Source organism: Pseudoalteromonas sp. BZA4 (assembly GCF_040104395.1).
GTDB lineage: Bacteria > Pseudomonadota > Gammaproteobacteria > Enterobacterales > Alteromonadaceae > Pseudoalteromonas.
This window is the reverse complement of record NZ_JBECOT010000028.1, coordinates 1-24,101: the sequence shown is the minus strand read 5'-3', so window position 1 is coordinate 24,101 and position 24,101 is coordinate 1. Positions and strand designations below refer to the sequence as shown.

The window sequence follows — 24,101 nt, the reverse complement described above, 5'->3', positions numbered from 1 at the left end:
ATGTCTGTTATGTATCAATCTGTCGATACTTTGCTAAAATATCCGCCAAATTTAAAGGAGTTCCGTCAATGTCAATGTATGTAGTGGGTCATAAGATCCCTGATTCAGATTCAATTTGCGGTGCAATTGCGCTTGCTTACTTAAAAAACCAGATCAATGAACCTGCGATCCCGACGCGTTTAGGTGAAGTATCACCTGAAACACAATTTATCCTAGATAAATTCGGTTTCGAAGCACCTGAGCTAAAACTTAGCTACGCAGGCGAAGACGTTTATATCGTTGACCACACAGAAAAAACACAAGCACCTGATGACATCGATGAAGCGCGTGTTGTGGGTGTTGTTGATCACCACAAACTAGGCGATTTAACATCATCAACACCACTTGAGTGTTGGATCCGCCCAGTGGGTTGTTCAAACACTATCATCAAAATGATGTATGACTTCTACAACGTAGAGATTCCAAAAGATATCGCGGGCATCATGTTATGCGCGATCTTAAGCGACACTGTAATCTTTAAATCACCAACTTGTACAACAGCTGACATCAAGTGTGTTGAAGCACTTGCAGAAATCGCTGGCATCGAAGATTTCAAAGAACTTGGCATGGAAATGTTCAAGGTTAAATCAGCAGTTGAAGGCACGCCTGCACGTGATTTAGTAATGCGTGATTTCAAAGACTTCAACATGAACGGTAAGCTAGTAGGTATTGGCCAGCTAGAAGTTATCGACCTTGCTGTATTTGATGAGATCAAAGCAGACCTTGAAGCTGACATCGCAAAGCTTAAAGAAGAAGGCGGTCGCCACTCAGTATTACTCCTGTTAACTGATATCATGAAAGAAGGCTCTGAAATGCTAATTGCGTCTGATGACGTATCAGTAATCGAAGCTGCCTATGATGTTAAATCAGAAGACGGTCGCATATGGTTAGATGGCGTATTAAGCCGTAAGAAGCAAGTAGTACCACCACTACAAGACGCTTTTGCAAAAATCTAATCCTATTAAAAAGACCGCATAAACATTATGCGGTCTCTTAGATAAAATTAATTCAATGTTATTAAAAGGATTTATATACATTGACTACCTTTATTATTGATGACAAATCAGGCGCATGTGATTCTATGTGGTCTGATGAATATGGGTTTAAAGTACTCGTTCCGCTAAACAAGTACCTTTTCATCCCAACTTTAGAACCTTTTGAAAGTACCCAAGCTCTGAAAATAGGCGCACCTAAATTACTTTTTTATTGCGGTTCTTATGAACAAATAATTCTTCATCAAGCATTTTCACTTAACCTTCTAAATACCAATCAATATTCTATTTATGCGAACAATGCTGCTAAGTTCGGATTCGATAGCTTTGGCTTTATTGAAGTATTACTCAATAATTGGGAGCCTATAGCTTTTTCAAATATTGAAAATAGTTTAGGCGTATTATTTGGTGGAACAGGTGGGAATATTGCGAATCTACATTATAAAGATAACTACAGTACAGTCCTCGCAGTAGAAGAAGCTATAAAACTGGACGCACACTCAGATAGCCCCATATCTCACTATCATCACACCATTGACGGCGAAGATTTTTTTGAAAACTTAGATTATACTGGCAATAAAGTCGTTCAAAATATATACTGCTCAGCTAGTAAATTAATAATTTCAATGCAAACGGGTGAGCGAGGTGGAAATATGAAAAATATTCAATATTCTGGCTGTACTACTTCGGCACAGCAAGAAGCTCCAGCTATTAATATAGACAATGTTGTGGGCTCTGCAAAAGTTGCTCAAAAGAGAATTTTAAAACGAAGAAGAAAACCTTCAACTTTAAAGTTCAGAGATGATATGAACATTTCTCCTGAAAAAGTTCAGTTTAAAATGATAGATTTATAAAAGCCGATGTAACATCGGCTTTTTTTGTGTCTAAAATTTTCGCGGTAGTTAGATTTGCGTTGCATTACGCTGGCGTAACACCTCAAATAAACAAATACCGGTCGCAACTGACACATTTAAACTAGATACCGAACCAGCCATTGGGATTTTAACTAATAAATCACAATGCTCACGTGTAAGGCGGCGCATACCATCCCCTTCTGCACCCATAACAACAGCCATTGGCCCTGTTAGGTTTGCATCAAATAACTCAGTATCTGTTTCACCGGCAGTACCAACAACCCAAACGCCTGCATCTTTAATTTCACGTAGCGTACGCGCAAGATTGGTTACTTGTACCAATGGCACTGTTTCTGCTGCACCACACGCTACCTTGCGCGCTGTGCCGTTTAGTTTTGCAGATTTATCTTTAGGAACGATAATCGCGTGTACGCCCGCAGCATCTGCACTACGTAAACAGGCACCTAAGTTATGCGGATCTGTTATACCATCAAGCACCAATAAGAAAGGCGTTTCTTCACGGGCTATGATCTCATCTAGATCTTTTTCGTTGTACATGCGCGCCGCTTTTACATTAGCGATAATGCCTTGGTGCTGCTCACCATTTGCTTTATTATCAAGCGCTTTACGCTGCATAAATTGTACAGAAATACCGAATTTACGTGCTTGGTCAATAACCGGGTTTAAACGTTTATCTTCACGCCCTTTTAAAGCGTATATTTCTAAAAAGCGCTCAGGCTCTTTTGCTAATATTGCTTCAACTGAGTGAAAACCAAAAATTAATTCATTACTCACGTATTATTTGCTCCTCGGCCATTACGTTTACGGGCATTCTTACCCGGTCTTTTTGCCTTTTTGGTGGCTTTTTTCTTACTCTTCTTTTTACCGGCTTTTACAGCATCAGCTTGTTTACTATTAGGCTTTTTACGCCCTTTAGAAGGTGAAGACTTGCCACGTTTTTCATTCTCTTTGTCGCCTGATTTTGCCTCAAAGCTGCCTGACTGCGCTTTTTTACCAGGAATTTTACCTGCTTTGAGCTGGGCACGAACACTTGGTTTTGCAGGGGCACTACGGCCACGACGACGCGCATAACGGTCTTGTTGCGCTTCACCTGCTAACACTAAGTTTATGCGTCGCTCATCAAGACTGACAGATGACACCTGAACCGTTAGTTTATCGCCTAAACGATAAACGGTGTGAGTTTGTTCACCAATCAAGCAATGCTTAGCACCATCATAATGGAAATACTCATTGCCCAGGTTAGTTACATGGATCATGCCGTCGATTTGTAAATCATCTAAGCGTACAAATAAACCAAAGTTAGTTACCGATGAGATCACCCCACCAAATTCGTCACCAACATGGTCTTGCATAAATTCACATTTAAGCCAATCTGCCACTTCGCGAGTCGCATCATCAGCACGGCGTTCAGTGGTTGAACACTGCTCACCTAAAATATCAACTTCGTCATCAGTGTAGGCATACTCACCCGATGTTTGCTGACCTTGCGCTTTAAGTACCGCTTTAATTGCACGGTGCACCACTAAATCAGGGTAACGACGAATTGGCGATGTAAAGTGGGCATAGGCTGGTAAAGCTAAACCAAAGTGACCAATGTTATCTGGCTGATAAACCGCTTGCTTCATTGAACGGAGCAACATGGTTTGAATAAGCTCAGCTTCTGGGCGGTCGCCTAATTTAGCTAACACTTGGGTTATTTCTTTTGGTGTTGGCTCATCAGAAATCGCGGTTTCGATACCAAGCTCTGATAAAAAGTTTCTGAAGAAACCAAGCTTTTCAGCATCAGGCTCATCATGCACACGATAAAGCGCACTCGCCTCGTGCTTTTCTAATAATCGGGCTGCCGATACGTTCGCTAAAATCATGCACTCTTCGATAAGTTTGTGTGCATCATTGCGAACCACTGGCACGATTGATTCGATCTTACGATGTGCATTAAACACAAAGCGCGTTTCTAAAGTTTCAAACTCAATCGCACCACGCTCTTGGCGAGCAGCTTTAAGTGCCATGTACATTTGCTGTAAGTCAGTTAAATGTGGCACCATCTTGGCGTACTCTTCACGCAGCTTTTCATCGCCTTGTAAAATCGCATTCACTTTCGTGTAGGTAAAACGAGCGTGTGAATTCATCACCGCTTCGTAAAATTTATACCCAGACAACTTACCCGCTTCTGACACCGTCATCTCAGCAACCATACATAAACGGTCAACTTCTGGGTTCAATGAGCACAAGCCATTCGATAGCACTTTTGGCAGCATCGGAATAACTTGCTCAGGGAAGTATACTGAGTTACCACGTTCAATCGCTTCTTTATTCAGAGGCGTGTTCATTCCTACGTAGTGCGACACATCGGCAATGGCCACCCATAAACGCCAACCACCTGATGGTTTGCGCTCACAGTAAACGGCATCGTCAAAGTCACGGGCATCTTCACCGTCGATTGTAACTAGCGGTAAGTCACGTAAATCAACGCGACCTTGCTTTGCTTGTTCATCAACAAACTCACCTAAATGAGCAACTTGCTTTTCAACCGCTTCTGGCCAAACATGGGGAATATCGTGATTGCGTAGTGCAACTTCAATTTCCATACCCGGTGCTAAATGCTCACCCAGTACCTCAGTGACTTTACCTACCGCATTCATATGTCGGCTTGGGTTTTGGGTAATTTGCACCTGCACCATTTGGTTGTGGCGCGCGCCATTTTCACTACCCGGTAGTATCATAATATCTTGCGTTATGCGTGGGTCTTCAGCCACAACAACTGCAATACCATGCTCAACAAAATAGCGGCCAACAATCGGGGCTCGCTCATTGGTCAGAACTTTGATGATGCGTGCATCGCATTTGCCACTTGAGCCTTTGCGGTTGCCTTTAGCAAGCACAATGTCACCGTGCAACACCATATTCATTTGGTGCTTTGCGATAAACCAATCTTTACTCTCACCTTCAACTTCTAAAAAGCCGAATCCGTCACGATGACCAATGACCTTGCCTTTAACCAGGCCTGATTCATCAATCAATGCGTAGCATTTAAACTTATTGAAATACAGTTGACCATCGCGTTCCATAGCACGTAAACGACGTTTGAACGCAATTTGACGCTCTGTATCATTCACATGTAATTCGTCACAAAGTTGTGTGAAGTTTGCTGGTTTGGCGCGAGATTCTAAGTGAGTAAGTATAAACTCACGGCTAGGGACGGGGTTTTCGTACTTTTCTTGTTCTCGACTGAGATTTGGATCCTGTTTTGACATTCACTATCTTGTTAGTTGGTTATGTTGTTATTTTAACCCATAACCTAACAATGAGACAGGCAAAAGCTATGAAACTTTTAAGAAATTGATTAATTCTGCCAAAATGAAGCTTTGATATTCTTTGCAACAAACACTCTGTGTTAATATTTTCGGAAAATAACAACAAGCTAACATAATTATATGGATATTAACTTAACCCACTACCTCGCAACGATGGCCTACAACAGCGCCTATATTGGTCTGTTCATTGCGATCATAGCCGTTGCAAAACTGTCGTATAACTTAGCAACCCCTTATAACACCACCAGCCAATTAACAGATAATGCCAACAGTGCCTTGGGTTTATCTATTGGCGGCTACTTAGGGGCAATTACCATTATTTATGGCTTTGTTTTAGCTGGGCCTAGCCAAGGTTTGCTAAGCGATTTGATGAATGTATCACTGTACAGTGTATTAGGTATGGTGCTGCTAACCTGCTCACGTATTTTAAATGACAAATTACTGCTACGTTTGTTCTGTAACCAAGAGCAATTAATTAACCAACAAAATGAGGCTGTTGGCTTAGTACAAGCAGCAAACTATATGGCCGCAGCACTGATCATTGGTGGCGCATTAACCGGTGAAGGCAGCTGGTTATCAGCCATAGTGTTTTATTTTTTAGGGCAACTAATGCTGATCATTTTTGCCAAAGGCTATGATCACCTCACTGCTTTTAATCTTCATGAACAGCTCGAAAAAGGCAACAAAGCCGTTGCACTTAGCTTTTCAGGCACTATGTTGGCGTTAGCTATTATCTTGTGTCATGCGCTCATTGGTGGCTTTCATACTTGGCAACAAAGCTTAAGCTTATTCTTTATTGACGCATTATTTGGCTTTTTAATTTTACCAATTGTGCGTTACCTCGTTGATAAAATTATCTTTAGCAAAATTTCACTCGACCAAGCAATGCACGACAAAAACACCGCCGTTGCGGTTATTGAAAGCAGCATTGCAATCTGTGTTGCTGTTATCATCACTATCGCTATTTAAGCTTATTTATGGAGTAATGGATGAACATCTATAAGCTTTTTATTATTGCCGCTATCACATTTGTTGTTTGCTTAGTGATACGTGCAGATCTACAAGCGCCACTTATTAGTGGCCAATATGGCAACTTTAAAGACTACGACGGACAAGACAAACCTTACCTATTTACAGTCCCAGAAGATGGCCAAATGATGCGCTTAGAAATTAAAGGCAGACTGCCTTTAAACTCTTGGAAAGCCATTGATATCGAAATTTTTGACCCTGATGGTAACTACTTATTTAGTTACTCTGATGAACTTTGGGCCGAAACCGGACACGATTCAGATGGTAAATGGACTGAGTACCGTGATTATACTCATCACGATGTTCACTTCCCTAAGAAGGGGCAATATAGCGCCTACGTCAGTAGTACGTTTGGCCCAAATAAGCGTGCCGAACATTTTAGTTATACGTTTCGTATTATCCCAATCAAAGGTAACAGTAATTTCATGCTACCGCTGTTATGGATTTCTGGCTTCATCGGCGGTGTAGCGCTATTTGTAATGCTGCATCGTTTAGAAGCTGAGCGTGAAGACTCCGATATTACTTATAAACCAATCAATAAGTTAAACCCTGAAGCTATAAAAGCAATGGAATCGCGCATCTCTGTTTGGCCTATTGTGTTACTGTTTTTAGCACCCGTGCTCTTCTTTTCCTTCTTGGCATATAGCAAAGGTGACAAAGAGCAAGATTGGCAAGTTTACTCCTATCACCACCTCACGATAAGCGTTGATAAACAATTGCGTGAACAAAGTATTGGCAGTGCAGGTTTCCGTTCACGAGGCGGCCCAGGTGGTAAATAAATCAATTCGCGAAAGCCACATTTTACTGTTTAGTATTTTTGTTGCTGGCCTTTGCTCAATTATCTATGAGCTACTGATCGCAACCACTGGTGCCTACTTTTTGGGTGATAGCATCACCCAATTTTCTCTGACAATTGGCGTCTATATGGCGGCAATGGGAGTTGGCTCTTATTTTTCGCGTTTTGTGCCTGATAAGCCATTGCTGGTGTATTTTATTGGCTTTGAGTTAGCACTTGCGCTACTTGGTGGTTTGAGTGTGCCATTGCTGTATTTCTGTTATGCGTTTGGTTTACCGCTGCAAGCAATTAGTATTTTACTCACCACGCTAATAGGGATTTTGATTGGTTTGGAAATTCCGCTGTTAAGTCGCCTAATGGAAAAACATTATGCGCTAAAAGCAAACCTCGCCAATGTGTTATCTATTGACTACTTTGGCGCCCTGCTTGCGACTTTACTGTTTCCTTTTCTATTTTTACCTTGGCTTGGGGTTTTTAAAACAGCCTTAAGCTTTGGCTTAATGAATCTCAGTATTGCGCTGTTATTGCTGTGGTACTTTATCGACCATATCAGCCCAAACCGTCGAAAAGTACTGAGGCTCACACTTGTTTTAGTTAGCTTAATATTAGTGCTTTGCTTATTTGCTAGCAAACAGCTTACCCATCTTTGGCAAAGCCAAATCTACGATGACCGTGTTGTGCACTCAGAACAAACGCCCTATCAGCAAATCGTAATGACTCGTCATAAAGATGATATTCGGCTTTATTTAAACGGTGGCTTACAGTTTTCATCGATTGATGAGTATCGCTATCACGAAGCGCTTATTCACCCCGCTATGGTGCGCCATGGTAATGCCAAACGTATTCTAATTTTAGGCGGTGGCGATGGCTTAGCAGCTAGAGAGCTTTTGAAATACCCGCAAATAGAATCTATTACCCTAGTCGATTTAGACCCAGCAGTAGCTAAGCTTGCGCAAACTAATCACAACCTGACAACACTTAACAAGCACTCACTCAGTGACCCTAAAGTGACGGTTATTCATCAAGATGCTTATGTGTTTATTGAGCAAAACGAACAGCTGTTCGATATTATTTTTATTGATTTACCTGATCCAAAAGCAATCAATTTAGCACGGCTTTACAGTCAGCAGTTTTATCAACTAGTAAAAACACGACTACCAAATAACGGTATTGTAGTGACCCAGGCCACCAGCCCATTTTTTGCGAAACACGCATTTTGGTCTATCAATAACACACTCAGTGCAGCGGGCTTTGCACACACCCTGCCTTATCATTTGAATGTGCCCTCTTTTGGCGAATGGGGCTTTGTTATGGCTTGCAACTTGATGTGCAGTAACCAACAAGTATTGCCAGTTAAAACCCGCTTTTACCGCCCAGAAAATGACGCATATTTATTTATTTTCACTCCGGATATTAGCGCTAACAATGAAAAAGTATCGACCCTTGATGAGCCGAATGTACTGCACTATTACTTGCAGGGGTGGAAATATTGGAACTAAACGAATGGATTAGCCCATTTGGGGAGTTTACAAAGTAAAGGATTACCGTTACAAAGAGAGTTAATAACAACAATAACAAGGTTTGTAATGCAGGCGCACAAACAGAGCCTTATATACTTACATATTGCAGTACTCCTATTTGGTGGTACTGCATTATTTGCCAAGCTAGTCAGCTTAAGTGCATTAGATATTACCGTTTACCGAACAGCAATTGCAGGCTGTGCCTTACTGATCTTACTTACAATTCAACACAAAGCGATTAAGCTTCACTCGCGTCGCGACTACCTTATAGCCTTGTTACTTGGTATCACTGTTGGAATACATTGGCTCACCTACTTCGCAGGTATGCAACTAGCAGGTATTGCAGTCGGTATGATTGCCTTTTTTACTTACCCTGTTATCACGGTATTTTTAGAGCCTTTATTTCATGGCAGTAAACCTCAGCTCAAAGATATTTTTAGCGCCTTGGTGGTGATGCTTGGTATTTATTTACTTATTCCTGATGCCAGCTTAGGCAATGATGTCACACTCGGTATTGCTATTGGCATTTTGTCAGCGTTCTTTTTTGCGTTTCGAAATATCGTTCACAAACGTTACTTTAGCCAATATGGCGGCCCACAAACCATGCTTTATCAAACTTGGATCGCCTGCGTTATGCTGTGCGCCTTTGTCGAAGTACCGCCATTACAAGTTGATACAATAAATTGGCTGCTATTAATTACCGTAGGGGTTATTTTTACAGCAGCACCGCATTCACTGTTTGCAGCAAGCCTAAAAAACTTATCAGCTTCAACCGCTGGTTTGATATCGTGTTTGCAGCCTTTATACGGTACGTTTTTCGCTTTTTTAATTTTGCATGAGCAACCTTCAATTAGCACTCTTATTGGTGGCGCACTGGTGATTAGCGCCGCTTTTTATGAAACATGGTCAGTGACTCGTAGGTATAAGCAATGATGAAAGTATTCGCTCACAGAGGTGCCAGTGGTACCTACCCAGAAAATACTCAAAGCGCCATTATCGCAGCTGTTGATTTAGCAGTAGATGGCATCGAAATTGATGTGCAAAGCTGCCTTGATGATTACATGATTATTCACGATACTTGGCTTGATCGCACAACCTCGGGTCGCGGTAAGGTAAATGCCTGCTCAAAAGAGCAAATTCAACAATACGATGCAGGCAATGGCGAGTGCGTGCCCACTTTACAACAGGCAATCGATTGGGTTGGTGATAAAACTTTACTTAATTTAGAGCTTAAACATACTTTTTCGTTAGATAAATTTGTAGAGCTTATTGAGTCAAACGTTAGCGCTGGGAAAATTTCTCGTGATAACCTGTTAGTCTCTTCATTCGATCATCACCAACTGATGTGGCTAAAGCAAAAATTGCCGTGGGTAAAGATAGGTGCACTCACCGCTTCTATACCAATTAATTACAGTGAGTTTGCACAAAAACTCCATGCCTACAGCATTCATGTAGATAAAAACTTTATAAACCATGAGTTTGTTGCTGACGCAAAACAACGCGGCCTTCAAGTTTATGCTTACACGGTCGATAAAGTGGAAGATATCGAATTAATGCTAGAGTATGGCGTAGATGGTATTTTTACTAATTTTCCGTGTCATACACAAATGACACTGCAGTCACTGTAACTCAACAAAACTAAGCTATACTGTTGAATTATGTGACATTGAACAATAAAAAATTACGCCAAAATGAATCAACACAACACCTTAATGAGTAGCTATATGCGCATTTACAATTTTATCGAACAAACTTTCTTTTACACCCTCACACGTAAGATTGTCGGTAATTTAGGTTTTGTGTTTGCGTTTCAAGCCATTACTTTGATTTGGCTTTATAGCAGCCTGTCAGAACAGCAAGCTGGCATGGGACTATTTTGGTTAATGACCTTTGTTATCATCGCGAGCTTTATTTTTACTATTTTCTATATGCGCTTTTTAATTGTGCGCCCAGTGCAAGCAATGCGCGATACACTTGAGCAAATCAACCGCCATGATGCCGATTTATCTGCCAAGTTACCACATTTTACCTACGATGAATTTCGTGATTTAAGTGAGCAGTACAATACCTTTACAGTTCATTTAGCAAACCTATTAGCAACTACTTATCAAAGTGCACAAGCCAGTGCTGATAGCAGTTCAAAGATGACTCATTCAATGCAGCAAACCGCAGAAATGAGCCATCAGCAAATAAAATTCAGTCAAACCATTACTGATTCAAGTAACCAAATTACTTCAAGCCTTGAGAATATCTCGGCGAATACGGACAGCGTACATCAAGTAAATAATGAACACTTGAGCTTTGTGCAGCACTCAGCTACTGAGTTATCGGCACTGGTTAAAAAGGTCGCGATGATAAGCCAAATTTTGGGTAACTTCTCAGCAACAGTGTCTGGTCTGAAAGAAAACAGCGAGAACATTCGCGCCATTTTGAAAATGGTCGAAGAATTTTCGGATCAAACCAATTTACTTGCCCTCAATGCTGCAATTGAGGCGGCACGTGCCGGTGAAGCTGGCCGAGGTTTTGCTGTGGTTGCCGATGAAGTCAGATCGCTCTCAGTTAAAGTAAACGATGCAACTCGCCAGATCAGCGATTTTATTAATCAGATGAACACCCTCGTTAGCGAAACCAATAAAGAGTCTGAGCAGTTAATTAGCCACTCGAGTGAAGCTGAAACAGCGATTAGCAACACCTCAACAGGCTTTAGCAATATGCTTGGCGAATTTGAGCAAAACCAACAACAACTACAACAGATTGTCAGCGCGGTGCATTTACTAGAGCAAACCCAAATCCAGACCCATCAAACGGTTGAGCAAATTGTGGCTTTGGGTGAGCAAGCTAAGCAGCAAATTGATGAATCACTCGCTGATTGCCAACAGTCCCATAAACTGAGCCAACAAACCCAAGAGCAGTTAAAACGCTTTGTGTGATCGGCTTTTAACTGCTGCTCTGAGTCAAACTATGTTAAAGTAGCCGCTTCTTGGCTACTTTTTTATTGACCGTGACAACACCCGCTATTGATTATGAACAACTCGCACTGCAAATAAAGCAATGGGGAAAAGACCTTGGCTTTGCAGAAGTCGGGATCACTGATATTGACCTAACGAAGCATGAAGCCCAGCTACAACGATGGTTAGATTTAGGCTATCACGGTGAGATGGAATACATGGCAGCTCATGGTATGAAGCGAGCGCGCCCAGCAGAGCTGGTACCTGGCACGCAGCGAGTCATCTCAGTAAAAATGAACTACCTGCCGCCTGATGCAAGTTTTGCTAAAAACCTTAAACAAACCGACAAAGCGTACATCAGTCGCTATGCATTGGGTCGTGACTATCATAAGTTAATTCGCAACCGTCTGAAAAAGTTAGGCCAAAAAATAGAGCAGCAAGTTGGCCAGCTCGGTTTTCGCCCCTTTGTTGACTCAGCCCCCGTGCTTGAAAGGCAACTAGCCGAAAAGGCAGGCTTGGGCTGGCGTGGAAAACATAGTTTATTAATCAATAAAGAGGCGGGCTCTTGGTTTTTCTTAGGGGAGCTGTTTGTTGATATACCACTACCTATTGATGATGAGAATAGCTTTGAAGGCTGTGGGAAATGCGTTGCCTGTATGACGCTGTGCCCAACCGGTGCGATTGTCGAGCCTTATGTAGTCGATGCCCGTAAATGTATCTCTTACCTTACGATTGAACTGCAAGGCGCGATTCCAGAAGAGTATCGCCCACTGTTAGGGAATCGTATTTATGGCTGTGATGACTGTCAGTTAGTGTGTCCATGGAATCGCTATGGTCAGCTAACCGATGAAGCTGACTTTCACCCAAGAAAGCAGCTTAAAGATCAAGACTTACTGACTTTATTTGCATGGGATGAAACTACCTTTCTTAAAAATACCGAAGGCAGCCCTATACGCCGCATTGGTCACGAGCGTTGGTTAAGAAACCTCGCTGTCGGCTTAGGTAATGCTGATTACAACGATCAAATAATCGAGGCTTTAGAGCAAAGGTTAACAACAGCTACAGCTTTGGTCGCTGAGCATATCGAGTGGGCACTTGATCAGCAAAAAAATAAGCGCCAGTTAAAGCTTCGTAAAACGGCGCGCTTAATTCGCATTGTTGAAAAAGGACTGCCCAGAGATGCTTGATAGCTTAAAATCCAGACTATTTGAAGCAGCGCCACTAAGTCGAAACAGTGTTTTCGGTACGCCAATCAAGTTTGGATATCATTCAAGGCTGTGCAGGAGCGGGTAAGCCCACGTCGATGCAAGCCATGCGCTTAGCCTATCAACCCCAAGGGTTTAGCGTGCGTGGTGCCACCGTGGCCAGACAGCCCGCCCAGCAGCTTGAAAAGGACATCGACATTGAAAGTATCACTTTAGCCAGCCTGTTAAACGAACTCAGCAAAGGCAACAGCCAAGCCAAGTTTAAAAACACAGTGATATTACTCGATGAAGCCGGGCAGCTTGCCACTCTAGATTTACTGCAATTGATGCAGGCTGTGCACGAATTAATACCATTAGACGTCAGCGGGAAGCGTGGGCACGTACGGTGGTCAATGACTTGAGAAGTGACAATGTCAAAGCTGCACTGGATACCTTTGGTGGCAAAGGCTTGCTGCACATCGAGCAGGACAGCCAGAATGCCCGTGAGCAGTTGGTGAAACACTGGCAAGCCTACACCGAGGCCAACCCCGACAAGCAAACTGTATATTCCGCACCTAAGTTACCACTCTTATGCTTTAAAATTACCATGCGTTCGAGAAAAACTTTCCACCTGTCCGACAAAAGTTTACCAGTGAGATTTTTCACGGCATACGTTTTGGGTTGGTTTTAGAATCAAGTAGGTTGGAATATTAAGCGAAAGTAAGCGTGTTACTTGATGGTAATAGCTCTTCTTTTTAGGTATTCATCATACAATGAGGGGCTTGCGTTTTTGCAAAGTTCAGCAACTTGATCAAGCCAAACAAAGTACTCTGTTAGTCGCTCATTTGACCAACCGCAAGGAATGGCCGAAGCGTTTGAGCAAATATCAGCAAGCTTAATACGCTGCACTGAGATGGCTTTAGTGGGCAGCTGTTCGAGTATGCTAGCCCTACGTGCTGTTAATGATAGTGTTTTATCGTCTGTTAGCGCTTGCACCATTTCAAGTACACAAATACCAAATTCATTCGCAATTTGTTCCTTGGTAATTTCTGTGTCTTCTAGGCTGTCATGAAGAGCAGCGGCGCACAACTCATTTTCATCTTGAACATGAGCGATATTAACAAGCATATCGACAACTTCGATTAAATGGTTAATGTAGGGTGAGCCATCTGATTTACGCTGTTGTTGAGCGTGGTATTGGGCAGCCAACCGGAGTGATTTAGCCAAAAGCGCAAAATGATTCATCATGGCAACCTCAAAGTTTTAGAACAAAATTAAGCGTAGACCGTGTTGATGTTTTTTGTCACGTTAAAGTGCTGCTATGGTAAATCATATGCAAGCATCAAGCTATTTGAGTCAGCGCCACTAGGAAGTGGCACTGACATTTTGCACAGCCTGCGGACAGTAAGTGCGCAGTTCTACTGGGGTTAGCTGCGCACTAAAAGCTTTTTTGTTCAGCAATAAACAGGAAAAAGGCAAGGTGCGGCCCACAAGCGGTGAACTTAGATTGACGAACCTAACTCTCTTCCAAATTTAAGAAATCTTTAACTTTATTTATCTTTTCAACAAGTTCTCTCTCACTTACATATACGCTTGGATATTTAGCTAAGTCTTCTTCCACATCACTGTATCTCCCAGTAAGCTCAGATAGACTGTCTAGCTGCTCTGAAAATTCTTCACTATATTCTGTCTGATCTTCACCTAAATCATGCAGCCTATAAAAGTCATCACAAAAACTTTTAATATTTTTATTACTTTCCGTAAAAGTTAACAGAAGTTCGCGCAAATTATTCATTACGGGATTCATCAATTTACTGCCTTTAAAGGACCAATTGCTTTTTCAGTATATTTAAAATGCATAATTTGGTTCGACTTTCGATGATATAGAACCTCTAAATTATATAATTTATTTGTAGGCAAATTGTTTTTTATACTTTTTTTATTCATTCTCATATAATACATCATTGCATCGCTTCCTCTTGGATCCGGTAACCCTTTCCGCCCTTTTATACCTTGTCTCATAAGAAGCATTGGGACATACCTATTCGTATCATCCATGTGATTTGCTGCGGTCTTTGTAAAACCAAGTGTTTTTGGTAACTTATTAAGCTGGTATACTCCATAGCCAATTTTAACACCTTGAGCTATAGGCACAAAACTCGCTACCGTGCCATACATTTCGGCTCTGTTGTATAAATCAGCTTTAGTAAGCTTACCTGACAGAATATCTGTCCCATCTTGCCTACCCATATACAAATTAGAAACAAATGCAGTTAATCCTTGATCCCCTGTACCATTTAACTCTGCAACATCACCATCAATATCAAGCCCATATTCATCAAGCCTTTGGTTTCTAACTGTACTTTGTTGATCAATATACCCACCTGCAACACCGCCAGTTCTTTTTGCAGTTGTCGATGGAGCACCTATATCTTCGACATTCTGTTGATTATTTTTCTTATTTTCACCCTTATTATGTCCATTAGAAACTTTTTCAGAATTACCTAGCTTAATTTGTTTATTAAAATTTTTATCTCTTACTTGTTCATTGGTGCATACAATAAAAGTATCACAAACACTTAAATACCCAGTCGGATCAATACCAGCCATAGGATTATTCATTATATAGGAATAAGGGTTAATACTTTGACTATTCGTTGGGCTTTGTATAAACGGATCAACACTCATAAACCTGCCAAGGTTATAATCGTACACCCGACCGTTCATATGAATTAATCGGCCTAACTTGACGCATTGTTTTAAAGAGCTTTTATAACTTTGAGAGTACAGCAATAAGGTAAAGTGTTAAATCACTTTTATGGGGCTAGAAATAACAAAGGCTCCAACAAAGGAGCCTTCGCCAAGTATAACTTGGAGCCAGAACATCATTACCGGACTGAGCCTCGACCTAAAATTAGGTTATGTGGTGTCATACTAAACAGTATGTCTGCTACACCATACCCACATGATTGCCATTAGTGATAACTATGTCAACCATTACAGCATCATTTCAAATTGGCGTAACTTTGAAACAAGTGTGGGCAACTTTTGCTTTTGTAGAGAATTTAAATACTCATCTACTGACATTGGTGGATTTTTCAATGAGCGTCTTTGTCTTTGTGCAGCCAGCAATGCTCGGCTTGGATCCAATTCAAACATGTCAGACAAAAACACATCTGGATGTATGGCTGACAGCCCAAGTGGTGCTAATCTGTCATCTGGAAAGTCTTTTAAGTTAAATGTCACAATCCCTTCGGCTTGCCCTTTAATTGCAGCGGCAACAACATGGCGATCATCTTGATCGGGTAACTCGATTCCAGCGATAAATGGCTCATAACCTTCAACAACACAGTCAGGCACATGGCGATTCATTAACTCCCGTGTGCGTTGTAATTTCTCTTCAGAGATGTCTGGTTGCTTTTTTAACAAATTTCGCGTCCATTCGTCGTGAATTTGCTCTGTCCATTTCGCCCGATACAAACCTGTTTGCGCCAAATACAGTAAATAACTTCGAAGTGGCGCTGGATACATCACACATGCATCCAGAATTACGGTGTAAGTTGTCATTTAATATCCTAAATTCAACTCCTGATCGAGTGCTGATAATTCATCAAGGGTGGCAAGTCGCTGTTCATCAAGCTGACGTTTGTATTGCATCACATCAACAAACGCGACCTTTCTACGATTGCCAGTTCTTGCGTAAGGCAAGTCACCAGAATCAAGTAGTTTGATAAACGTGGGTCGTGACATATTTAGCATATCCGCTGCTTCTTGCGTGGTTAACTCAGCATGTATTGGTGTGATATTAACACTGTTCCCTTGGCCAAGTTGAGTCAGCACTTCAATCATTAATTTAACTGCACTAGCAGGTAATTGAACAGAGTGAGTTTCACCGTCTTTACCTACCACACTAAAATTTTGTACATCACCATTCGCTTCCAGCACGGCTGAAAGTTCTTGGCTGCTTAATTTAGCCAATGCGATTTCTTCGGCACTTGGCAATGATTGTACGTTCAACATTACTTTGGTCTCATTTGTCTGTTTGTCTGTTTGTCTGTTTGTCTGTTTGTCTGTTTGTCTGTTTGTCTGTTTGTCTGTTTGTCTGTTTGTCTGTTTGTCTGTTTGTCTGTTTGTCTGTTTGTCTGTTTGTCATTGTAAATAATTGAGCTTTATTACGTGCAAACCTAATCAGTGAGATTGATTAAAATTTAGCACAACGTAATTATCCGAAATATTCGCAAACATGTCAACTTTCGAAATATTCGAAAAACCCGTCCTTGGGTCATAACTCATCGCTGCGCCGCAGGGTGAGTGTTGTTATACACTTCTTGCAATTTGACCAAGCTCACATGCACATACACTTGTGTGGTTGATAAATCGGCATGACCTAAAAAGGCCTGTACATGGCGAATATCCGCGCCATTATCAACCATGTGTGTTGCTGCTGCATGGCGATATTGATTGCATGCACCTTGCTTACGTACGCCAGCACGTTTAATGTATTTGGCAACCAACTCTGACAACTGTGCAACCCGAAATGGTTTGCCATTATTCGCAATAAACAACGTTTTGCCTGAGTGCTCATTCACCAGCGTACCTCTTACTTCTTTAAGATAGCGATAAATCCAAAAACAGGCGCTTTTCGCGATAGGTACATAGCGGTCTTTAAAGCCTTTACCTTGATTCACCCTCAGTTTGTATTGCTCAAAGTCCACATCATCGATGTGCAAAGACTGGAGTTCAAAACGCCGAATACCAGCAGCGTAATACGTTTCCATAATGGCTCTATCACGCACACCCATTGCACCGTAGTGTTCGGTTTGTTGTAGCACTTTATCCACATCGGGCTCACTTAAAATTGGCTTAGGTAAACGTCTGCCGTTTTTAGGTAATTCAAAATGCTCAGTGGCATTTGTTGCAAGCACACCTTTTATAAACAATGTGCGTACCATGACTTTCACAGCCGTTAGCCGATAACGTATGGTGGCTCGGCATAACGGCTCACCGTTTAATGGCTTACGATAGTGATTTAAGTATTGCTGGTAATTATCAAGAAGCTCTGTGTTGACTCTATCCACTGTTGTAACACCGTGCTTTACTGCCCATGTAGTAAACAACACTAAAGCAGCTTGCTTACTAATTACCGTGTTTTCGCTTTGTCCTTTTGCGCGGCAGAGCGCACAGTAATAATCAATGCATGGCATTAGTGCCTGCGTCGTTGGTTTAATGAGTGACATAACGTGCTCCCCATTTCATCAGGTGAAACGCCAATGGCTTCGGGTACATCGCACCATTAAACCACTGAATAATGCGAGGGGCTGGCCGACTTGGGCAAATCAGTTTAATACCACACACAGCCAGCAACGTCCCTTCATGGTAAATAGGCTCAACAATGCAACCACGAAAGACCTCATGGCCGTTGGCAGTAATAAGCCCTGCACATTTTAATACGTGACGAAAACTGGCACCTTCTGCTGTACTACTGGTTTTAATGTAACGATTTAAACTACGGTCGCAGTAACCAAGGTGATATTGACTAATTGCTTCATGACTAATACCTCTACGTGCCAGCTTATTACATGCAGTAGCATCATTTAAAAGCCGTGAATGGTATATATCAAACAGTTGTTTGATATATACCTCATCAATATTGATGCGCTGTAACATCCGCTCGAACTTATCAATTGTCTCAATCTCATTCATGATGCGTCTCCTTCGATGTTTTTATAGCGTTTACGCATTGAGCCACCTTGCAATTCAAGACGATGAGCACGGTGAACAATCCTATCCATAATGGCATCTGCCATCGTAATTTCACCAATGTACTCATGCCACTTACTCACTGGCAATTGAGTGGTGATCAAAAGAGAGCCGGATTCAATGCGTTCTTCTACCAATTCAAGAATGTCTTGGCGATTGCGCTCATTCAGAGGCACCATTGCCCAGTCATCTAAAATTAATAACTTAAACTTGGCTAATTGTGCGCGCAGCTTAGGTAATGAACCGTCTCTGCGCGCAATGTCTAGCTCCTCCAGTAACAAGGCAAACCGTTTATACAGCACGGGGATATTGAATTTAATGGCTTGATTCGCCAACGCACAGGCAATCCAACTTTTACCAACGCCGGTTGGCCCCGTAATAATAAGAAATTGATTGCGTTGCACCCAGTCACATTGCACCAAACTCACAAAATGACTTTTATCAATGCCACGCTTTGCTAAGTAGTCCATATTCTCAATGCAAGCTTGTCCTTGCTTTAACTTGGCTGCTTTAAACATACGCTCACGCTTTTTTTGGGACTTAAACTGTATTTCTTCACAGGTTAAAAAGGCCAACACATCAAGCAGGGGCAGAGCTAACATATCAGGACTTTCGAGCACCTTTTGTAAAGCGCCCGTCATCCCCATTAAACGTAATGTTTGTAGATTTTCAAACACACTGTGTTCATTACTCATTTTACTGCCCTCCATTAACGTAATACTCAGCACCACGAACATTATGGTGAAGCGGCAAAGGTTGCTGCGTGGGTATATCTTCTGGTACTTCATCGAGGTGGCATTGCAAAATAGATCGCACACTACTCACTGTTCGTGACTTTATGTCACAGGCACAGTGGCAAGCATTCTCAAATCGTATTGCCCCGTATTGCTTTGCCAGGGTTTGCAGGTTGGTACATGCTTTACACCCTTGCATCGAGTAGTCTGGTAAGTTATCAAATTGTGCCATCACCAGCGCAAGCGCACTTTGTCCGATGCGCTCTGCCCATTGAATAAAATGAGCCTTTGATTGCTCTGCATACATACGGTGACTTTTAGGGCGGTGTTGCGGCTCAGTTGTCGCGCCACCTTGCACAAAACTGCGTACATGCATAGCCACTAACTTATGCTGAAAGTACACTTCAACCTTGTTGTTTGTAACCTTAATATCCACTGCTTGGCTGGTTAATTCATAAGGCACAGAATACGCGTGTCCATGCACATAAATGTGATAATCTCGATTCACTTTTTGCTGGTGTATCCAACGTCCAATTTCAAAGGGTTGTTGAGGCAGTGGTTTTAAAGTTTGGTGCTCTTGATCTTGGAATCGTTGTAAACGATCACCTTCAAAGCGCTTAAAAGGCCGTTGATTTAATTGCTCAAGCAAAGCGCGTAAAGCACGGTTAATTTCATCGATGCTAAAAAACTGACGCCGACTCAATACCACGATTATCCAACGAGTGACCAGCAACACACCAATTTCAGCCAATGATTTATCTTGTGGCCTGCGTACACGAGCAGGTTCAATAACAAAATCGTAATGCTCGGCCATTTCTTGGTAACTGGCATTAATAACAGGTGTTTTGCCAGGCTTTGTCACCGCTGATTTTAAGTTATCAGGCACCACAAGCTGAGTCACACCACCGTAATAATCAAACATGGCTTGATGAGCAGACAACCAGTCTTCAAGTTTTTGTGAGCGCACAGCAATGGCAAACACGTATTGCGCATAGCCTGTAACACCAACAAATATTTCGGCATAGTGCTGTTTGCATGCAACTGAGTCATACCAAGGAATGCGCTTACCAGAAAAGTCCACAAAGGTTACTTCACCAGGTAAATAATACTGGCGCATTGTCACATCAATTGAGTCAACAAAGTCACGATAGTAATGTGTAAATTGTGAGTAACTATAAGCATCATCGGGGTTGAGACTACGGTATTCTTCCCAAAGCTGGATCAAGGTTTGATGTTTAGTTTGCATCAGTTGATGAACATGACGCCAATCAGGTAACCGCTTACTACTATCTGCTTGTTTTGGCTCTGAAAATAGCCGAACAAGTTGGCTGTCACTGTATTCACTTACTCGTTCAAGAGTGAGCGTTTTTCTACCCAGCTTCTTACGATACCGTCGCACTGTATTGGGGGCGACCCCCACCAGTTTTGCAATACGACGATTTGAATAATGCGTGGTGAATAGCAAACGAAGCAGTTGCCGTAATATTTGTGCGCTCATACGCACCTCCTTAATTTCAATTTTAAAGAAATCAAGGCACACGCCGACCTGCATCTCATCACAGGATGAAACTTGACAGATAGGCTAAGGAAAGCTTAAATAAAAGAGTCGAAGGGCGTGAACCAAACGACATTTTCAGAAAAAGTCAGCACTGCTATGCTGGCTTTTTCACTTTCTGAGCCTTACTAAATTGTGCCTGAGTAATCGTACTTAAGTAACTGTGTGCAATTTAATCCATAGGCTTATCCTTCGGTGTATATTGGTTTTCAATGCGCTGCCTAGCCAACCAAACAGCAATGTCTTTCACAAGCGCAAATCGTCCCTTCCTGCCTTTAATCGTAAACAGCTCCACAGGAAAGGATAGTTGTGACATGTGTTTGCGTAACGAATGGATACTGCGATAGCCCATCGCTTCAGATAGCTTCTCCCCTGTAAGTAATGGAGAGCCATAATTTTTCATAAGCTCGCGTTCTAACTCTAAAGCCAGTGCGTTCAATCTTTCCTCCTTGCTGTTCATTGGCAGCATGGTAGTCACCTATTAAGACTTAATATGATTTATTAAGAATATGCAGTTTTGCTAAACTTACATAAGGCTTTCTTTTTTAATTAAAGGCACGAGTAAAGCGATGCTATACACAGTGAACATGCATATTTTCAATACGTTAGTGTTTTTGGTTGGAGTTTGGCATTTAAATTGCCAAATTTTTAGATGTACACCTTTGAGCATTATTTAACGCTATCGAGACGAACAAAATCGCTAGCAACGCGATATTGGTGTGCCTGTTTAAAAGCGCACCTCAACGCAAAAAGTGCTTATGAGATGAAAAGAAAATTACTCAATGAGAACGAATGGGGAAATAAAGATAATGACTGGTTAAATAAGTCATCTCGGTTTTTTAATAAAAAAGAAGTGGGTGAGCCTGTGATCCGATATGACGTCATTAATCAAATTGATAAACGCATAAATGGTGATTTCTGCTCTTTCGCGATACTCTGTCATCCGCTTTGGCAGCTTTTAGATAACAAGCAACCGACAGCCACGTTTATAAATCAAGTTTTATCGCAGTTACCCTACAATTACGCCAGTCTTTTGTTCAAAGAAAATAGTCACGGCCAGCTCATTAGAAAAACAAAACTGACTCAAAAAGCAAAGCAAAAATTAACACATAGTCATGATATTCATGCGTTAACATGCTGGTTAGCCTTTTGCCTAGAGAAAAAGACGGTAGGCTATAATCAAATTGACATCAACCAATTGTGTGCCATTCAGCATTTATTAAAAATGGCTATCGTCACACCATTTTCATCGATTACTGATGATTTCTATGTGTATGTAAATGAGGTATTTAGTCCGCTGTACTCGCGCATGCCTATGATGCGCTATCGCATTTTAATACCTAATAAAAATAACGGCTACACGGACTTTAGCCTCCCCATGAGATTAATATCTGGCAACTGTTTGACCCTACAGCCAACGCTTGGTTTGTATAAAAAACTATGTGATCGAGCGATTGAAATTGGGCTGGTAGCTAATTCTTTTGATGGGATGAATCGTTTTTATAACTTCATTTGCCATTCAGAAATCGTTGAGCTTATAAATCTTTTATTTCAACCAATTCCCCCAACGAGCTTAAAAGCACTCAAACAACAAATTCTGTATCGACTCATTTGTTGCAAATAACCGCCACATGAATACACTTCATTAAGGGCAACTGAAACAAGTACCGTGTTCATACAAATTAAGTAAACTGTGTCACTTAAAAACAGCAGAGCTAGCTATTTGAGCCAGTGCCACTAGATAGTGGCACTGACACAGATTGCACGGCCTGCTGCTAGCAAGTGCGCAGTTCTACTGGGATTAAATGATCAATTTTTTATTTGATATGGGCCTAACTCTTGATTAGTGAAAAACCTAGTATCGATATCTTGAGCAGGTTCTAAGCCTGCGTAAAACTCCTTAACGTTAACGCCTTTGAGTAAACAACTAATCCCCATATGAAGTTGATGTACATCAACTTCATTTTCAAAGCTAAAATCAATATCAAACTGAGTATCATACTTTACTAGCCTTAATAATGGATTAGGTATCACCACGTTACCAACAGTTATTTTCTTTAATAAAAACAACAAAGTTGATTCACTTTTTGACATAAAAAAATCATCTAGGTATGAGTCATTAGAAAAAAAAGTTGAAACATTTATTTCATCTTCTGAAGCACTAATATTAATAACGTTGTCCTTACCAATTAATAAAGCATTTAAAACAGTTTTTATGTCTGACTTTTCGATGCTATCTAATACTACCTCAATTACTGTTGACATATATCCACCTAATCAATGAAACCTTTAAAACTTCCGTCCATGTTCAATCGTATACCTCTACCATCCCCTAATCTCTTTTCCATAAACCTAAGACCTTTAGACTCTATTGTATTAAACCTTCCTGGAGCCCTTAAAATACTTCTTAATTGATCTGTTGCAGTGTTGTTCCAGTTTTTCATTGACCCTGTTAACTTACCCCATACTTCAGGTTTTCTTCCTGCATGCTTAGACAAAGCATGACCAATACGTGTCGTTCCCTTATAAACTTCTTGTGAGGTTCTTATCATGATTTTAGATTGAGATAATGTGAGTCCCCATGAAGTAAGTTTTGAAGCTTGGTAAGTAGCATAAGCAGCTCTTGCTCCATATCCCATAGGCAGAAAACTCACTACCGTGCCATACATCTCTGCTCTGTTGTATAAATCGGCTTGAGTAAGCTTTCCTGACAACATATTCTCCATATCTTGCTTACCCATGTACATATTGGAGATCATTGCTGTTAGCCCCTGATCACCTGTACCATTTAACTCTGCAACATCACCATCAATATCAACCCCATAGTCATCAAGTCTTTGGTTTCTAGCTGCGCTTTGTTGATCAATGTACCCACCTGCTACACCGCCAGTTCTTTTTGCAGTTGTTGATGGTGCGCCTATATCCACAGACTGCAAATTACCTAGAGCAGATTTTGCCCCTGCGCTCATCGCAGAGCTGACATCAGCACCATTTTTGAAGTTCACATCCTTAACTACTTTTGTGCCCGTTTTGACTGAGCCATCTTTCATGGTGACTTTGACTTCAACTTTCATATCGCCACAAGACTTTATTCTCGTGCCTGTTGCAGCTTCACAATATCCTGATGGGTCAGTTCCTGCTAATGGGTTATTTCGAATATAGCTATATGGATTAATCCCTTGCGAATCCTCGAAGTTCATGATCAGCGGATCAACCGACATAAACCTGCCAAGGTTATAATCGTACACCCGACCGTTCATATGAAAGAACGAACCTGACGTGCGTCCACCTGTTGGAAGCGTTTCAGCCTAGAGAGCAGCGGTGTTAAAGAGCATTAAATTGGCAATAGTATACC

General features: G+C 41.4%; 26 protein-coding genes. 12 read left to right on the top strand and 14 right to left on the bottom strand.

Annotation, left to right across the window (positions count from 1 at the left end; all coding sequences use genetic code 11):
* Positions 1-68: 68 nt before the first annotated feature.
* Both ABMY41_RS12635 and ABMY41_RS12630 read left to right on the top strand, forming a co-directional pair.
* A complete protein-coding gene (locus tag ABMY41_RS12635) occupies positions 69-995 on the top strand; it encodes a manganese-dependent inorganic pyrophosphatase (protein ID WP_289096982.1) in 927 nt (308 codons plus the stop codon).
* A gap of 80 nt (positions 996-1,075) precedes the next feature.
* A complete protein-coding gene (locus ABMY41_RS12630; RefSeq protein ID WP_349274890.1) occupies positions 1,076-1,885 on the top strand; it encodes a hypothetical protein in 810 nt (269 codons plus the stop codon).
* Between the two features lie 48 nt (positions 1,886-1,933).
* Here ABMY41_RS12630 and rlmB read toward each other — a convergent pair whose 3' ends face one another.
* Entirely contained in the window at positions 1,934-2,680 is a 747-nt protein-coding gene (gene rlmB / locus ABMY41_RS12625; protein ID WP_054561023.1) for a 23S rRNA (guanosine(2251)-2'-O)-methyltransferase RlmB, read from the bottom strand.
* Positions 2,677-5,160 carry a ribonuclease R gene (rnr, locus tag ABMY41_RS12620; protein WP_130166205.1) on the bottom strand — a complete coding sequence of 828 codons (2,484 nt, stop codon included), beginning with the start codon at positions 5,158-5,160 and terminating at the stop codon, positions 2,677-2,679. Before rnr ends, rlmB begins: the two co-directional genes overlap by 4 nt.
* 180 nt (positions 5,161-5,340) lie before the next feature.
* Here rnr and ABMY41_RS12615 point away from each other — a divergent pair, with 180 nt between their 5' ends.
* From ABMY41_RS12615 to ABMY41_RS12575, 9 genes are all read left to right on the top strand, one after another.
* Positions 5,341-6,189: a DUF350 domain-containing protein gene (locus ABMY41_RS12615; protein ID WP_058585883.1), complete on the top strand. Its 849-nt coding sequence runs from the start codon at positions 5,341-5,343 to the stop codon at positions 6,187-6,189.
* Positions 6,190-6,209: 20 nt separating this feature from the next.
* Positions 6,210-7,028, top strand: a complete 819-nt coding sequence (locus ABMY41_RS12610) for a hypothetical protein (RefSeq protein WP_287245317.1) — start codon at positions 6,210-6,212, stop codon at positions 7,026-7,028.
* Positions 7,018-8,544 (top strand): polyamine aminopropyltransferase, encoded by a 1,527-nt coding sequence (locus ABMY41_RS12605; RefSeq protein ID WP_349274887.1) that lies wholly within the window; start codon positions 7,018-7,020, stop codon positions 8,542-8,544. The genes ABMY41_RS12610 and ABMY41_RS12605 overlap by 11 nt, the downstream gene beginning before the upstream one ends.
* 87 nt (positions 8,545-8,631) lie before the next feature.
* Positions 8,632-9,498: a DMT family transporter gene (locus tag ABMY41_RS12600; RefSeq protein ID WP_252949492.1), complete on the top strand. Its 867-nt coding sequence runs from the start codon at positions 8,632-8,634 to the stop codon at positions 9,496-9,498.
* Positions 9,495-10,193 (top strand): glycerophosphodiester phosphodiesterase family protein, encoded by a 699-nt coding sequence (locus tag ABMY41_RS12595; protein ID WP_138598853.1) that lies wholly within the window; start codon positions 9,495-9,497, stop codon positions 10,191-10,193. Before ABMY41_RS12600 ends, ABMY41_RS12595 begins: the two co-directional genes overlap by 4 nt.
* An 84-nt stretch (positions 10,194-10,277) precedes the next feature.
* Positions 10,278-11,495, top strand: coding sequence for a methyl-accepting chemotaxis protein (locus ABMY41_RS12590; RefSeq protein ID WP_251601301.1), 1,218 nt, complete (start codon positions 10,278-10,280; stop codon positions 11,493-11,495).
* 71 nt (positions 11,496-11,566) lie between these two features.
* Entirely contained in the window at positions 11,567-12,700 is a 1,134-nt protein-coding gene (queG, locus tag ABMY41_RS12585; protein WP_349274906.1) for a tRNA epoxyqueuosine(34) reductase QueG, read from the top strand.
* Positions 12,701-12,747: 47 nt separating this feature from the next.
* Positions 12,748-13,119: an AAA family ATPase gene (locus ABMY41_RS12580; protein ID WP_349274885.1), complete on the top strand. Its 372-nt coding sequence runs from the start codon at positions 12,748-12,750 to the stop codon at positions 13,117-13,119.
* The gene (locus tag ABMY41_RS12575; protein ID WP_349274884.1) at positions 13,116-13,388 is read left to right on the top strand and encodes a hypothetical protein; all 273 of its coding nucleotides are present in this window, start codon (positions 13,116-13,118) and stop codon (positions 13,386-13,388) included. Before ABMY41_RS12580 ends, ABMY41_RS12575 begins: the two co-directional genes overlap by 4 nt.
* Before the next feature lie 38 nt (positions 13,389-13,426).
* On the opposite strand, the gene ABMY41_RS12570 is transcribed toward ABMY41_RS12575, so the two are convergent.
* From ABMY41_RS12570 to ABMY41_RS12525, 10 genes are all read right to left on the bottom strand, one after another.
* Positions 13,427-13,945 (bottom strand): HD domain-containing protein, encoded by a 519-nt coding sequence (locus tag ABMY41_RS12570; protein ID WP_349274882.1) that lies wholly within the window; start codon positions 13,943-13,945, stop codon positions 13,427-13,429.
* Between the two features lie 268 nt (positions 13,946-14,213).
* Positions 14,214-14,507 carry a hypothetical protein gene (locus ABMY41_RS12565; RefSeq protein WP_349274880.1) on the bottom strand — a complete coding sequence of 98 codons (294 nt, stop codon included), beginning with the start codon at positions 14,505-14,507 and terminating at the stop codon, positions 14,214-14,216.
* A complete protein-coding gene (locus tag ABMY41_RS12560) occupies positions 14,504-15,424 on the bottom strand; it encodes an RHS repeat-associated core domain-containing protein (RefSeq protein ID WP_349274878.1) in 921 nt (306 codons plus the stop codon). The genes ABMY41_RS12565 and ABMY41_RS12560 overlap by 4 nt, the downstream gene beginning before the upstream one ends.
* Positions 15,425-15,694: 270 nt before the next feature.
* A complete protein-coding gene (locus ABMY41_RS12555; protein WP_287243042.1) occupies positions 15,695-16,264 on the bottom strand; it encodes a PIN domain-containing protein in 570 nt (189 codons plus the stop codon).
* Entirely contained in the window at positions 16,265-16,717 is a 453-nt protein-coding gene (locus ABMY41_RS12550) for a helix-turn-helix domain-containing protein (RefSeq protein WP_105173580.1), read from the bottom strand. It lies immediately after the preceding gene.
* A gap of 269 nt (positions 16,718-16,986) precedes the next feature.
* Positions 16,987-17,934 (bottom strand): tyrosine-type recombinase/integrase, encoded by a 948-nt coding sequence (locus ABMY41_RS12545; RefSeq protein ID WP_287243045.1) that lies wholly within the window; start codon positions 17,932-17,934, stop codon positions 16,987-16,989.
* A complete protein-coding gene (locus ABMY41_RS12540) occupies positions 17,921-18,400 on the bottom strand; it encodes a hypothetical protein (RefSeq protein WP_287243046.1) in 480 nt (159 codons plus the stop codon). The genes ABMY41_RS12545 and ABMY41_RS12540 overlap by 14 nt, the downstream gene beginning before the upstream one ends.
* Positions 18,397-19,152, bottom strand: a complete 756-nt coding sequence (gene istB, locus ABMY41_RS12535; protein ID WP_287243048.1) for an IS21-like element helper ATPase IstB — start codon at positions 19,150-19,152, stop codon at positions 18,397-18,399. The genes ABMY41_RS12540 and istB overlap by 4 nt, the downstream gene beginning before the upstream one ends.
* A 1-nt stretch (position 19,153) precedes the next feature.
* The gene (gene istA / locus ABMY41_RS12530; protein WP_287243050.1) at positions 19,154-20,689 is read right to left on the bottom strand and encodes an IS21 family transposase; all 1,536 of its coding nucleotides are present in this window, start codon (positions 20,687-20,689) and stop codon (positions 19,154-19,156) included.
* A gap of 229 nt (positions 20,690-20,918) precedes the next feature.
* Entirely contained in the window at positions 20,919-21,215 is a 297-nt protein-coding gene (locus tag ABMY41_RS12525) for a hypothetical protein (protein ID WP_287243052.1), read from the bottom strand.
* A 294-nt stretch (positions 21,216-21,509) separates the two neighbouring features.
* On the opposite strand from ABMY41_RS12525, the gene ABMY41_RS12520 reads away from it, so the two are divergent.
* Positions 21,510-22,370, top strand: coding sequence for a hypothetical protein (locus ABMY41_RS12520; RefSeq protein WP_349274874.1), 861 nt, complete (start codon positions 21,510-21,512; stop codon positions 22,368-22,370).
* Between the two features lie 185 nt (positions 22,371-22,555).
* On the opposite strand, the gene ABMY41_RS12515 is transcribed toward ABMY41_RS12520, so the two are convergent.
* Both ABMY41_RS12515 and ABMY41_RS12510 read right to left on the bottom strand, forming a co-directional pair.
* Positions 22,556-23,011, bottom strand: coding sequence for a hypothetical protein (locus tag ABMY41_RS12515; protein WP_349274873.1), 456 nt, complete (start codon positions 23,009-23,011; stop codon positions 22,556-22,558).
* 8 nt (positions 23,012-23,019) lie between these two features.
* Positions 23,020-24,006 (bottom strand): RHS repeat-associated core domain-containing protein, encoded by a 987-nt coding sequence (locus ABMY41_RS12510; RefSeq protein WP_349274872.1) that lies wholly within the window; start codon positions 24,004-24,006, stop codon positions 23,020-23,022.
* Positions 24,007-24,101 lie beyond the last annotated feature (95 nt).